The 13516-nt window shown below is 65.2% G+C and carries 12 protein-coding genes and 1 tRNA gene; 3 read left to right on the forward strand and 10 right to left on the reverse strand.

Going from position 1 to position 13516, the window contains the following annotated elements; all coding sequences use genetic code 11:
* Positions 1-41: 41 nt before the first annotated feature.
* The 5 genes from OHB23_RS01190 to OHB23_RS01210 all read right to left on the reverse strand — a co-directional run bounded on the left by OHB23_RS01190 (position 42) and on the right by OHB23_RS01210 (position 5455).
* Positions 42-1190, reverse strand: coding sequence for an XRE family transcriptional regulator (locus OHB23_RS01190; protein ID WP_328810658.1), 1149 nt, complete (start codon positions 1188-1190; stop codon positions 42-44).
* The gene (locus OHB23_RS01195; protein ID WP_328810659.1) at positions 1183-1899 is read right to left on the reverse strand and encodes a hypothetical protein; all 717 of its coding nucleotides are present in this window, start codon (positions 1897-1899) and stop codon (positions 1183-1185) included. Before OHB23_RS01195 ends, OHB23_RS01190 begins: the two co-directional genes overlap by 8 nt.
* An 86-nt stretch (positions 1900-1985) precedes the next feature.
* Positions 1986-3158, reverse strand: a complete 1173-nt coding sequence (locus tag OHB23_RS01200; protein ID WP_328810660.1) for a site-specific integrase — start codon at positions 3156-3158, stop codon at positions 1986-1988.
* A gap of 452 nt (positions 3159-3610) precedes the next feature.
* On the reverse strand, positions 3611-4411 hold the full coding sequence (locus tag OHB23_RS01205) for a ParA family protein (protein WP_328810661.1): 801 nt from the start codon (positions 4409-4411) through the stop codon (positions 3611-3613).
* A gap of 846 nt (positions 4412-5257) precedes the next feature.
* Complete coding sequence (locus tag OHB23_RS01210; RefSeq protein ID WP_027506918.1) at positions 5258-5455, reverse strand: excisionase family DNA-binding protein; 198 nt, start codon at positions 5453-5455, stop codon at positions 5258-5260.
* Positions 5456-5728: 273 nt separating this feature from the next.
* Between OHB23_RS01210 and OHB23_RS01215 the strand changes: the two genes are divergently transcribed.
* Positions 5729-6226, forward strand: coding sequence for an XRE family transcriptional regulator (locus tag OHB23_RS01215; RefSeq protein WP_328810662.1), 498 nt, complete (start codon positions 5729-5731; stop codon positions 6224-6226).
* A gap of 521 nt (positions 6227-6747) precedes the next feature.
* Positions 6748-7524 carry a tyrosine-type recombinase/integrase gene (locus OHB23_RS01220; protein ID WP_328810663.1) on the forward strand — a complete coding sequence of 259 codons (777 nt, stop codon included), beginning with the start codon at positions 6748-6750 and terminating at the stop codon, positions 7522-7524.
* A gap of 141 nt (positions 7525-7665) precedes the next feature.
* Here the strand turns inward: OHB23_RS01220 and OHB23_RS01225 are convergent.
* The 3 genes from OHB23_RS01225 to OHB23_RS01235 all read right to left on the reverse strand — a co-directional run bounded on the left by OHB23_RS01225 (position 7666) and on the right by OHB23_RS01235 (position 10151).
* Positions 7666-7737: transfer RNA gene (locus tag OHB23_RS01225), tRNA-Thr, on the reverse strand.
* Between the two features lie 25 nt (positions 7738-7762).
* Positions 7763-8899 (reverse strand): GGDEF domain-containing protein, encoded by a 1137-nt coding sequence (locus OHB23_RS01230; RefSeq protein ID WP_328810664.1) that lies wholly within the window; start codon positions 8897-8899, stop codon positions 7763-7765.
* Positions 8900-9059: 160 nt separating this feature from the next.
* Positions 9060-10151 carry a GGDEF domain-containing protein gene (locus OHB23_RS01235; RefSeq protein WP_328810665.1) on the reverse strand — a complete coding sequence of 364 codons (1092 nt, stop codon included), beginning with the start codon at positions 10149-10151 and terminating at the stop codon, positions 9060-9062.
* A gap of 205 nt (positions 10152-10356) precedes the next feature.
* Between OHB23_RS01235 and OHB23_RS01240 the strand changes: the two genes are divergently transcribed.
* Positions 10357-11826: a threonine/serine ThrE exporter family protein gene (locus OHB23_RS01240; RefSeq protein WP_373425300.1), complete on the forward strand. Its 1470-nt coding sequence runs from the start codon at positions 10357-10359 to the stop codon at positions 11824-11826.
* Positions 11827-11829: 3 nt separating this feature from the next.
* Here the strand turns inward: OHB23_RS01240 and OHB23_RS01245 are convergent, their stop codons facing one another.
* Both OHB23_RS01245 and OHB23_RS01250 read right to left on the reverse strand, forming a co-directional pair.
* Positions 11830-12078, reverse strand: coding sequence for an MbtH family protein (locus OHB23_RS01245; protein ID WP_027506921.1), 249 nt, complete (start codon positions 12076-12078; stop codon positions 11830-11832).
* Positions 12075-13448: a lysine N(6)-hydroxylase/L-ornithine N(5)-oxygenase family protein gene (locus tag OHB23_RS01250; RefSeq protein WP_328810666.1), complete on the reverse strand. Its 1374-nt coding sequence runs from the start codon at positions 13446-13448 to the stop codon at positions 12075-12077. Before OHB23_RS01250 ends, OHB23_RS01245 begins: the two co-directional genes overlap by 4 nt.
* Positions 13449-13516 lie beyond the last annotated feature (68 nt).

The following is a 13516-nucleotide window of genomic DNA, read 5'->3' on the forward strand; positions in this document are numbered from 1 at the left end:
CCAGCTAGGTGATCCTTCATTGAGCACCAGATACCGCGCCCTTACGCGGTGGGCTCGCGCACGACTGTCAATCTCGGTCGGGTGTCGACGTCGCCGAGCATGGCACTTAAATGCGCATCCGACCAGCACAACTCAGCCGCCAATTGATCTCGCATGTAGTTGGTGGATTCGGCGAGCGCGAGAGCATCCCGGAGGAGACTCGGAACCTCGCCGGGGAACGCCACCAACGCCTCTTCCCTACGAAGACCGGCCATGCTAGCTAACCGTTGATGAGCGCGCCGTATCGATGCTTCGGACACCAGACGGAGTTCACCCATGCGGTAGATCAGCGATTCGATCGAGACCCCCCAGGTTTGGCTGAGTGCGTCCAACGCTGGGATTCGTACCGTCTTGGGCAACAGCGGCTCAATTTCGACGCGTGGTGTAAGGAATTCAGCCGCGAACTGATCGGCTTCGCGCTCCTGTTGACGGTCACCTGGTAACGCGTTCGGATGGAGTAGCAGGTGGCCCAGTTCGTGTGCGCAGGTGAAACGGTATTCATGAACCGACTTGAAGCGTTCCGGGGTGACAATGACGATCGGGCGGCCGAGCGCGTCGGTGGAGTAGGCCTTGACACGTCCGAACGCGTCGTCGGTCATTGAAATCAAGCAAACGATTATCCCGTTGGACTCCATCAATGCTGCGAGATGAGACACCGGGCCTCTTGGCAGCGACCAGAAGTCTCTCAACGTCTTGGCTGCCTGTGCTGGCGTTGCATCAGGATGGATTGAAGGAAGAGCGAGGTCAGGGAATTTGACGCGCTTTTCCAAAGCGTGGCTCAGTTCCCAGATCTGCTCCGCATGAGCGGCCGCCTTCGAGCGATCTTTGGCTCGCGTAGATCGCAAACTTCGAAAGTGAGCGTCGGCAGCATCGAGTCTCCCCACAGGTCGCCCAGTGGCAAAGTACTCCGGTGGCACTTCTAGCACGCGGCTCAGCGTGTCGACGATATCGGCACGTGGCCGCGTGATTCCAGCCTCGAACTGGCCGATAGCCGCTGGTGAAACCGATACTCGCTCGGCCAGTTCAGCCTTGGTGAGTTCAGCGAGCACTCGGGCCTGAGTGAGTCTGGCAGGTTCGAAGCCTCGTGCGACGACGTCCGAACCGCCGTCATCGGAACCGAACAGGTGAAGCTGAGGACGGTCGTCACTCATTGGACCCTGATGCTTTGTCCGAGCCAGAGATTGGGAACTTGTTCGGGATAGGCCCGGACGCAAAGGTTCCGACCGGCGATGTCGAGACTGGTCGCATCTCGGGAAGCACAAGCAGGTCTTCGGGTTGTGCGACCCAGGAGACAAACCCGTTGGAGTCCAGCACTGCTTCGCCCCATTGTGCGGCATTGAGTCCACGTACAGAGCTGCAGATCGCGACCAGCACCAGGCGACCGGAATCGACAACGGGATCCTTGACGTAGCTTTCGAAGCTGTCGACGAGTGAGCGTTCTTCGTCCGTCAGTTGCGGGTCCGGGACATCGAGATCGAGCTCGCCCTGCAGCGACGGCGGACGTAGATCAGAGACCGCAGTTCGCGAGTCAGAGGTACCGAACCGAACCGACGCCATGTCACGCTTGATCGATGGCGAGTAGCGCCAGGGAAATACGGCGACTCCATTTACGACAGGGATCTTGTAAGGGGCCTTGTCTGGCCTAACCAACGTCGCTCCGGGCAATTGGCCAAATTCCTCGAACTTCTCCAGGATTCCACGCCAGAACAGGCCGTAATGCCCTGTTGAACGATGACCGGACGCATCTTGCGCCCCCAGCGATCCGTTGTGTTCCGCTTTGATCAGAGCCGGTATCCGGTCCCTGATGAGCGGTCCGTGCGTGCCGAGCATCTCGAGAGCCCAGCGGCGTCCAGCATCCAAGCCGTCCTCCTTGATCGTGACACGACACTAGCACGTTACTTCAGTTTTGCACACGAATGACGGTTTTACACTTCAGTACAGCGCAGTCACAGGCCGATCTTGGTCACCGCATTGCCCATCAGCGGCGTGTTCTCGCGTGCGTAGCGTTCGAGCATGGCGGGTGTGGTGTGGCCGGTCTGCCGCATGATGGCGTGCGCATCCGCGCCATTGCGAAAGGCTTGGGTGACGAACCCGGATCGGAGGGAGTGCCCGCCGAGTTGGGACACAACAGTGGCGTCGTAGCCGGCGCGCTCCGCGCGGCGGCGGATAGTTTTGTGGATCGCGGCTCCGGACAGTGGTGTGGTTCCAAGGTTGCCGTTCTTGGCAATGGCTCGGAACAGCGGTGCCCGCGCAGCAACGCGAGGTGCTCCCCCGCTGCATACATGGTCCTCGAACGAGTCCCGACCACGGAGCATTCGGATGACGGAGGCTCGACCGCCAGCGTCGCAGGCTGATACGACTCGGACCCACCGCACGTACGCACAAGGTGGGCAGGTGGCGTGGGAGTCGGTGCTCGGCAGCGCCCGGACGACGCCGCGGCCTTCTTGGTCGGTCTTCGTCTTCCGCAGCCGGATGTGCAAGCCGTCCTCGCGGTGCAGGCTGACGTCGCGGCATTCGAGGTCAGCGAGCTCGGAGCGGCGGAACGCTCCGGCAAAACCGAGGAGCAGCAATGCGCTGTCGCGGCGTTCGTACACGTCGTCGGCCCACCCGTCGCACTGGGCGCGGGCGACGTCAACGAGGTGCCGAATGTCGGAGACGAGAAGTGGTGCCCGTTGGGTGCGGGGTCGATCGCCGGCAGTGGCGTACTGCCGTCGGATACCCACCAGCGCAGCAGTGACGAGGTGATGCTTCGTGGGCGAGGCATGTCCGGAGGTCTGGTGGAAGTGATTGATCGCGGATGCCCACGCCGACAGAGTGCCTGCGGCGTAGGCCCTCTCCCCCGCCGCAGTGACGGTGTCGGCAGCGTCCACGAGGTACGCAGCGACCGTGACTGGGTGCGCCGGCAGTGCGACGTGCCCGTTTCGGATGCACCAGTCGGTGAACCGTCGCCACCCAGAGGCGTAGGCGCGACGGGTTCCAGCTGACCGGGATGACTCCACCGCAGCGGCGATGCGTGCGGTCACCGCCGCGGGGATCGTCGGCGCTGCGTCGCCCTCCGGGGGCAGTAAGACGGCTGCCGGAGGGCCTCCGGGGGTCGTTTCGGCAGGTCGAGACTCCATACCGTCAGCGTAGACCCCATGTCCGACACAATAGCGGTCTAAAACTGTACTGAACTGCTACTTCGCCGGTGTGGGTGCGTTAAGTGAAATTAACGAGTCCAACAACCGGCGTTGCCATAGCGAGCTACCGAACGCGCGGCCCCCGCTGAAGCGGCCCACTTCGTTGTGCGAACGGCTGGCCTTGGTTGTGAGTGGCCTCCAGATAATCGACGTACCGCTCCACCGCCTCTGCAGCAAGGTCGGACGGGCCGCGAGGTGCTCCTGGTGTTGCCATCAGCGCCTCGGCCGCATTCAGAAGTCGCTCACTGGTCTCGACGTAGAAGTAGAACGTCCGCTTGGTCTTGGCGGGCTTGTCCCCCGCCGGTGGCGCTGGAGCAGCGGCGGCCGTACCTGGAGCCACCTCGGACACCGGGTCAAGTGGGCTCGAGTTGCCCAAGCTGCTCTTCAGACGCTCAGGACGCACCATGGCCGACACCTTCCATGAGCAACTCCGAAGTGCGGCGGTAGATGCTCGCCAGATTGCGGGCGTCCGTCGTCCCCCAGTCGAGCAAACTGGTCTGCGCCTCGGAGGAGTCCTTCAAAACGACCCGCTTCGGTACCGGGTCTCCGATGATCGTGATGCAGTCGGCGATCTCCGCCAGCTGCTCGCGACCAGCAATGGTGTTGCGTTCGTGGAGGTTGATGATCGCGCCCACCAGCTCCAGCGTCGGGTTGTAGCTGCGGCGCACCACGTCGATGGTGCGTCGTAGCCGTGCCAGACCGTTCGCGGAGAAGAGCGCGGACTGACTGACCACGAGCGCTCGCCGGGCTGCCACCAGAGCGTTGATTGTCAACAGGTCCAGACTCGGCGGACAGTCGATCACCACCAGTCCATACTGCGGAGCGAGTGACTCCAGCGCATCGCGAAGTCGCCGTTCGCGTCCTGCGCCGCCGAGAATCAGCTCATCCCGCACGAAGGCGAGGGATTCCGAGTTCGGGTCGGTGGCGACCAGGTCCACTCCGTCCCAGATGGACGGCGCCACGACGTCTGCGAGGGTGGCGGCCGACCGGTCCGACAACGCGTCCGCCATCCCTGCGTCGCCAGGTGCCGGCTCACCGGCACTAAGCACGGTGCTCAGGTTTCCCTGGGGGTCCATATCCAGTGCCAGGACTCGGTGGCCGGCTCGACGAGCGGCATCCACGATGTGGAAGGTGGTCGTCGTCTTGCCTACGCCACCCTTTTGGTTGCAGAAGGCGATCACGTTGTGTGGCATGTGTGTCCTCTCATGTGTCGGAAGTTCGAAGAAAGAGACTTCCAGTACCCGCAATACCTGCAATACGGGTGTAGGAAGAAAAGTAAGTGATGGCTGTATCGGAGAAGTGGCGGCGCGTACCTCCATACATGCCACCCCAGTGAAGAGTCCGATACCGGTAATGACTGACTGGGACGTGACACCCGCACGGGACGTAATACCAGCAATGCCACCATTACTGGGGTAGCGGTCGATGGTGACAACACCGCCGATACTGCAATCACTGGTAACTCTCACTGTTGTCAACGAACCCGCACCGGAGTCGACCGTTGGCCGGATCCACAGATTCGGTCTCCGAGCAGTGAACCTGAAAACTGTTGGTATGGAGGGTGGTCCCGTCTACTTCATCGGACTACGTGCTGCCACACCCGGACCCCCCAGGGGTGACCCCCAATGTCCGCACCCACGTTGTCCGCTCCACGCCCTCTGGCCCCGCACCCGGATGGGCGCGTGGCTTTCGGTATCGCCACGTCATCAATGATCAGTCGACGGCATGGTGCCCCGGGGCCGGTCTCCGGGGATCGCTACAGGGTGCACAGGCAACGGCGGCAGGCTGGTTATCGTCGGGCTCTGCCAGAGAACGACGGACGCGGACACCAAAGGGGCCCAGCGTTCAGCACCATCAGCCGAATAGCTGATGTGCGGCTCGGCCCGTCAATATTCACCATTGAAGGACGAGCAGGAATGACCTAAGGTTGAATAGCAGAACCTCCGATCTGATGTGAGGCGGTTTGGACGCCCTCGGCCTCGGTGCTGGTAACACCGAGATGCGCCGGGGGCGTCGTTTTGTTCGGGGCGTACCTCAGCTCATGCGACATCCGTCGACAAAGAAGCCTGCGCCTCGAGGCGTTCGATGTACTCGTCGATCGCGGTATCCGGTATGAGGCGGCGCTTGCCCACCTTGATGCTCTTGATCTCACCGGACGCGAGCTTGTTGAAGAAGTTGGACCGGCCCAGGCCGGTGCGGTCCATACCCTCTTGCACGCTGAACAGCTGTCTCGTCATGACACCCTCCGCTGCGTTGATTCACCACATCCGTTCCGCTGAATACGGTGTGTCCACGTGGTTCCACCACAAACTAGCGGACGCGTGTAATCACCGCAAGAGAACCAGCAGAAGGCGGTAGAGTGCGTGTTCATGACGCAAAGCTGGGCCCAAACGATCGTGGATCGAACGGGGGCCGAGGTCCGCCGACTTCGGACGTCGGCGACCCCGCCGATGTCCGGGCAGGCACTCTCCGACCGCACTGCCGAACTCGGCCACCCCATCTCGAGGGCGGTGATCTCCGACCTGGAGACAGGGCGGCGGAGGGGGCTCGACGTCGCTGACCTCCTCGCATTGGCCGCAGCGCTCGACGTGGCGCCGGCCCAGCTGCTGTTCCCTGATCTTCCCCGCGGAACTGTGGACGTGCTCCCTGGTGTTTCCCAGGAATCCCACGACGCCGTCAGGTGGGTGGGAGGAGAAAGCGGCCTGTTGATACTCGAGGATTCGGGATGGTCCGACGAAGCAACCGGGCAGCCGGTTCCGGTGTTCGTGCGCCGCCAGTTCGATGCCCGCAGAGACCGTACGACGCTGACTCACGAATGGCACCGCTCGATTACCGCGATGCGTAGCGCGCGCAAGCAGCTGCAGAGGGCACTCGAGAACAACGAATCGTCCGACCAGATCGAAGCCCTGGAGATCATCTACGAGAACGCGCTCAAGCAGACAGCAGCGCATCGGGACACCATGGCCGGGCTCGGCATGACCGTCGGAGATGGACTCCCCCGTGGGTGATCGCTCATCGAGTACGCGATCGACGCGGATCTCGGGAGCACCGAGAAGTTCCGCTGCCAGTTCGGCTCAGTCGGTCGATGGCTAGGAACCAACTACCTCCGCAGATCCGCAAGATCTCGGTCACCGATCGCCGTACGGGGAAAGACGTCGTCCGATACCAGGTCACCGTCGACGCTGGAACGCGAGAGGTACCGCGCCTCCGACCTGACGGATCCACATATCTCCATACGACGCGATCACAGTCCCGACGGCGATTCGACACCGAAAAGGACGCTCGCGCGTATCTGGCCCGCGTGACCGACGAGGTCAACCGTGGTGTTCACGTCTCGGGTAGCGCTCTGTCCGTCGACGAAGTCTGCGAGGCATGGCTCGCGGGCCGGCGGGTGAGACCCACGACGAAGAACGCCTATCGGCACGCGCTCGAACCGCTGAGGCAATCTCATGGATCTATGCCGGTACAGAGATTGACCAAGGGCCACCTCGACTTGCTTGTGACCGCACTCGCCGCCGGCGGAACACCGATGACACCCCATTCGGTGCGTCGACCGTGGAGCCCGCAGTCCATCAATCCCATGCTCAACATCATCTCGGCGGTGCTGACCGACCTCGTCAAACAGGGACTGCTGGTGCGGAACGTCGCCTTGTTGGTGGATCGACTGCCGCGCACCCAGCCGCAGATGCGAACGTTCTCTGTCGAGGAGATGCGCCAGATGTTGGCTTTCGCGCAGACCGATCGAGTGGGACACGCGTGGAACCTGGCCTTGTCCGGCCTGCGCCGCGGTGAAATCTGCGGTCTTCGGTGGTCCGACGTCGACCTGGACGCCGGCGTCATGTCGATCCGCAACAACCGAGTGTCTGTCGCGGGTCAGGCCGTGGACGGACTGACCAAGACCGAACGGTCGAACCGCGATCTTCCGCTGACCCCGGTGCTGACCGCCGCTCTGATCGCCGCCCGTGAGCGTCAGGACCTCGAGAGCGCCGCTGCCGGTGCGAACTATGGGCCGGGCACCCATATTGTGTGCGACGTACTTGGCCACGCCTACCACCCCGACACATTGTCCAACTTCTGGCAGACGGCGTGTAAGCGCGCCGGGGTGCCGCAGATCAGGTTGCACGATGCGCGCCACACCTGCGCGACGTTGATGCACCTGCAGAACGTTCCCATAGCCGTCATCTCGGCGTGGCTGGGCCACGCGGATTCTGCCTTCACGATGCGCACGTACGCTCACGCCCCGAACGACGCTCTCAAGATCGCGGCCCAGAGCCTCCAAACGATGTCGGACCTTCACGGGGACTGATCACGTCCGTACGCCCCGATTTCGACCCTCTGTGAAGCAGTTCCGAGTGACTTGTGACAACTCGTGACATCGGGGCCCTGCCGCCCATTTCCGTGAAGCGGTCCGAATCGCGAAACCGCAGGTCACGGCGTCTTTAACTTGAGCCTCCTGTCAGGATTGAACTGACGACCTTTCGCTTACAAGGCGAGTGCTCTACCACTGAGCTAAGGAGGCGTGCCCGGCGAACCGAGCGGCACCATCATAACGAGAGCCCCTCCTGCCGGCGCCCGCCCACCCCGTCGGTTCCGGGGTCGGCGACGCTGACCCTGTTCCCGCCCTGCCGCTTCGCCTGGTACATGGCGGCGTCGGCGCGATCGAGCAGGCTGTTGAGCATCACGGCGGTGTCGCCGCGGGCGTGCGACAGGGGTAGGGACGCCACCCCGATGGATGCGGAGATCGGTGTCGCGTCATCGTCTCGATGGATGGCGTGCAGCAACGCGCGGGCGACCGCCGGTCCCCTCGACTCGTCGCCGGCGACGACGACCAGGAACTCCTCGCCGCCGATGCGCGCGGAGACGGCGTCGAAGGACACCCGACCGATCCGGGCGGCGGCGCTGCGGAGGACGTCGTCGCCGATGGTGTGGCCGAAGCGGTCGTTGACGGACTTGAAGGCGTCGAGATCGAGGCAGACGGCGGACACGACGGTGGCGCCGTCGGCGGGTGCGAGTCGCGCGCTGCGGAGCATCGACTCGACGTCGACGAGCAACCCGCGTCTGTTCCGGAGACCGGTCAGCTGGTCGTAGAACGCGCGCGCCGCGTCGTCACGCAGTGCGGTGAAGAACAGGTGATTGAGCGACGACGCGGCGAAGAGGACCACGAGGACGGTGACCAGGGTCGACACGGCAGCGGACACCTCCACCGACGTGGTGGTCACCAGTCGGAGGAACAGCAGCCCGGCGACGCCGATGGCCCAGGCCTCGTGGCAGACGAAGACGCGCACGCCGTGGAACGCATTGGCGTAGTTCCCCACCGTCACCAACAGCGCGGCGGAGATGACGACGATCTGGGAGGGCGGCAGCGCGAACAGCACCGCGGCGATGGTGACGTCGCCGATGATGACGAAGCGCAGCGACCACGTCCGGGAGAGGAAGTGGCCGCGCCCCCACATCAGACCGAGCGCGATGGAGACGACGGTGGCCACGGCGAACACCCACCCGGATGCGCCGAGTCCGGCGTCACGGGCTGTGATCAGATCCGCGACCGTCTTCACTGCGAGCAGGAAGCAGGCCGCGCTGATGAAGTACGGCGCCGACCTCAGGTAGGCGTGGGTCCGGTGGTAATTGGCGACCCACGCGTAGTCGATGTCGGACGACCACCATTCGCGGAGAACACGCACTCGAGCCAGCCTTGCATCGAAACGGACAACAGTGTCGACGGTGGTCCCCACACCGTCGTCGACCGCAATGGTAGGCACACGATCCCCGGTCGACACGGTCATTGCGGGAACAGAGCCCGAAAAAGACCGACCGAACGAGGTATAGGACGGTTTCCGGTCGTCAGAGGCAGTGCACGTCGTCGCCCGTCGCGACGGCTGCGCGATGACCACCGCACCGTTTCGCCTCGTACATGGCTCGATCAGCAGAGGCGAGGACCGTGTCCAGAAGGTCCCGAGTATCGATGCGGCCGTCCGGCAGGGGAACGGTGGCCACACCGATGGACGCAGTGACGGGGGTGGGATCGTCGGGGCGGTGAATGGCGTCGAGAAGGGCGCTCGCCATCTGCGGCCCGGGGTCACCCACACCGACGACCACGAGGGCGAACTCCTCCCCGCCCGTCCGCGCGCTGACGGCGTCCCCGGCGACCGCGGCGATCCGACCGGCCGCGCGTCTGAGCACCTCGTCGCCGGCCGCGTGGCCGTGCCGATCGTTGATCGACTTGAACGCGTCGAGATCGATGCACAGGATCGACACCGCGACTGGCGTGCCGGCGGCGTCATGGATCTGCTTCTCCACGTCGACGAGCAGGCCCAGACGATTACGCAGCCCGGTGAGCTGATCGTGATAGGCCCGCACCGCGTCGTCGCGAAGCTGGGTGAAGAAGACGTGGTTCAGCGTGGATCCGCCGTACACGACGAACGCGATGACCACCGCGGTCGCGGCCACGACGACCAGGCTCTCGGACCCCACGGCGAGCGCGCGCAGCACCAGCGCCGTCGTCGCCCCGAGGACGAGGATGCTGTGCACGAGGTACACGCGCAGGCCGTGGAACGCACTCGCATAGTTGCCGACAGCGAGCAACAGCACGCTCTGCACGACGATCACCGACGACGGCGGCAGCATCACCAGAGGGACCAGGACGACGATGTCGGCGATCGCAACGAACGCGACCGATCCGCACCGGCGCGGCATTCGTCCGCGGACCCACCACAGCGCGAGAGCGGCGGTGACGGCTGCGCACACCAGAAGGATCGGCGGACGGAACCGGTCGCCTCGGACGGTGGCCAGATCCGCACCGGTCTTCACGAGAAGCAGGACGCATGCGAACGCTATGAGGTACGGCGCTCGCCGGATCGCGGTGCCGTGGCGGTGGTACGCCACGACGCTCTCGTAGTCGATGTCGGCCGCCGAGATTCCGGGGAGCACGCGCACGGTGTGGCCGTCCTTGCAGGGTCGGACGTCGTCGCCCCCCCCGACGGTCGACGTGGTTCCAGCACTGTGCCACGAGTGGGCGCATCCGGACGCCGAAAACGGAGTGCGGGCGTGAGCCGCCTCGGTCAGGGAACACCCGGGTGGACCCGGTACCTTCGTCGGGACAACCGGACACCAGAGCGGACCGAGAGAAGGAATGACCTACCTGCAGGGCTTCGCGTCGACGTTACGACGCATGACAGGCGAGCGACGCGCCATCGTCGACACCCCGGCGGGTGCACCCAGTCCTCTCCAGCCCATCGACCTCACCGACGACGCCAGCGTGTCGGAGGTGCTCGACCTCGCGGTGCGTGTCGGTGAGGTGACCCTGGCCGCCGGGACCGGTGCCATCGACACCGCCAACCAGGTGCAGTTCATCGCCTCGACGTACGGCCTGGCCCGGTGCGACGTGGACGTCACCTACAACTCGATCGTCATCAGCGCCTACCGCGGCCCGACCCTCCCCCCGGCAAGCACGATGCGCATCGTGCACTACCGGTCCATGGACTTCACGCGCCTGGCCGACGTGGACGCTCTCGCCCGCAAGATCCGCCTGGAGGTGCCGACACCGGCGGTCGCGCTGGCGGAGCTGAAGGAGGTCACCCGAGCACCGCACCCCTACAACCGGTGGATCGCCACCCTGGCGTGGGCGGGCATGGCCGCGGCGATCTCCGTCCTGCTCGGCGGCGGTGTGCTGGTGGCCGCCGTGAGCTTCCTGTCGACGATGGTGATCGACCGCGTCGGCCGAGTGCTGAACCGTGCCGGTCTGCCCTTCTTCTTCCAGCAGGTGGTCGGCGGTTTCATCGCGTCGGCGCCCGCCATCACGCTGTACAACTTCCAGGAACAGCTGGGCATCTCGATCCTGCCGTCCCAGGTCATCGCGGCCGGCGTGACAGTGCTGTTGTCGGGGCTGTCGCTGGTCGGCTCGGTGCAGGACGCCATCACGGGCGCCCCGATCACCGCCGCGGCCCGCTTCTTCGAGCTGTTGATGATGACGGGCGGCATCATCGCGGGCGTGGCGACGACCCTGCGACTGGCGGCGCTGCTGGGCGCCGAGCTGCCAGTCATGAGCAACGTCGCGCCTCCGGACCTCGCCCAGGTGCCCACCAAGGTGCTGGCCGGCGCCTTCGCGGCCCTCTTCTACGCACTGGCCTGCTACGCGGAGCGCCGAGGTCTCACGGCGGCGTTCGCCGGCGGTTTCGCCGGTGCGCTGGTGTTCCTCATCGCGCAGCAGGTCGGTTTCGGGCCGGTGCTCTCGTCCGCGATCGCCGCGACGGTGGTCGGCTTCGCCGGTGGTCTCATGGCTCGCCGAGCCCTGATCCCGCCGCTGATCGTCGCCGTCGCCGGTATCACCCCGCTGTTGCCGGGTCTGTCGGTGTACCGCGGCCTCTTCGCCCTGCTCAACGATCAGACGTTGCTGGGCCTCAGCGCACTGCTGGCGGCGGTGGGCACGGGCGGCGCACTGGCCGGCGGCGTCACGCTGGGCGAATGGGGTGCGCGCACACTGCGCCGCCCCCGCATAGTCGAACGCACCGAGTCCCTGCGTCGACCCATCATGAGACTGGGCCGCGCGGACTCGGTGCGCTCGAAGCTTCCGGTCAGGTCGCGGAGACGGTCCGCGGCGCGCTGGAAGTAGAGATCAGGAGGGATTCTCGACGCGGTGACGACCCGCGGCGTCCTCTTCCATGGCCTCGCGGAGACTGCGGGGACGCATGTCGGTCCAGTTCTTCTCGACGTACTCCAGGCACGCTGCCCGGCTCTCCTCGCCGAACACGACGCGCCATCCCTGGGGCACCTCGGCGAAGGTGGGCCACAACGAGTGCTGATCCTCGTCGTTGACCAACACGTAGAAGCGTCCGTCTTCGTCGTCGAACGGGTTGGTGCTCATCTTGCCTCGCTCACTGCAAACGTCGATGCCGGGCGTTCCCGGCGGGCCTTGTCGGTCTCGGCGCGGGTCGCCGCGCCTGTGGAACCGGTGTCGACCCTAGCAAGGACCGCGCCACCGGCACGCCTCGCAACGATGGAGTTCAGGATTTCTCCGGATCTGATCGCGACATTCGAGAGCAACGACGACGTGATGCCGTGCGTGGTCTCGGTGCCGCCCTGCAGGTAGACACCGGGTGCACCGGCGGTGTCGGCCTCCGGTGTCGCCAGCAGGCGATAGTCGCGTGTGACGACGCGGGGGCCGCCGTCCTCGGGCGCCAGTTCGCCGAGGAGCGGGCGCAGAGGCGCGGGCCGGAAGCCGGTCGCGAGCACGAGCGCGTCGCAGTCGAGGGTGTCGGCGATGCCGTCGATGCTGTCCCGGATGGTCACCTCGATGCCGTCGGCCGTCTCGACCACGCCGTCGATGGTGGACGCGCGGCGCATGAACAGCCGGCGGTGACCGCTGACGCGCTCCGCGTACTCTGCGCGGTAGAGCTCCTCGATCAGCTCGATGTCGACGACCGAGTAGTTGGTGCTGCGGTGCAGCGCGATGAGCCGCTCCCGCTCGAGGGCCGGTGCCCGGTGCAGTTCGTCGACCGCGGACGGATCGAAGATGCGGTTGGCGTAGGGACTGTCGTCGGCGGGGCTGTAGCCGTACCGCGCGAAGACACTGTGGACCTCGGCGTGCGGGTAGTGACCGTGCAGGTACTGCACCACCTCGGCTGCCGATTGGCCGGCGCCCAGCACCACGAACCGTCCGTGGGTCGGCTTCGGCAGCTCGGCCATACGTGGCAGGAAGTCGTGGTTGTGGAAGCACCGTGCGGACAGCGATGCCCACTCGGGGACCCGCTGGGTCAACCCGGCGCCCACCGAGACGTTGCGGGTGCGCACAACTGTGCCGTCGTCGCACCGGACGGTCAGGACGTCGCCGTCCTGCGTGATGTCTGTGACCGACGTGCTGAAGCGGACGTCGGCGTCGACCCGGTCGGCAGCCCAGGACAGGTAGTCGTGGAACTCGTGCCGCGTCGGGAAGAACGTCTGGTAATTGACGAAGTCCACGAGCCGGTCGCGTTCGTACAGATAGTTGAAGAAGGTGAACCCGCTCCGCGGATTGCGGAACGTGACCAGGTCCTTCGGGAACGCGATCTGCATCGTCGCGCCGTCGAGCAGCATGCCGGGATGCCACCCGAAGCTCTCCTGACGTTCCACGAACACCGCCCGGACGCGCTCGTGCTCCGCGCACGTCTCGTTGTGTTCCTCGATCGCGATCGCCAGCGCGAGATTCGCAGGTCCGAAACCGACACCCACGACGTCGAGTACTTCTGGACTGCTCATGCTTCTCCCACCCGTTCCGTCCCGGATCGGATCGTCGCGTGGACGTCGGGACCGTCGGTCAGCTTAGC

Origin of the sequence: Rhodococcus sp. NBC_00294 (assembly GCF_036163995.1) — a bacterium.
Classification (GTDB): Bacteria; Actinomycetota; Actinomycetes; order Mycobacteriales; family Mycobacteriaceae; genus Rhodococcoides.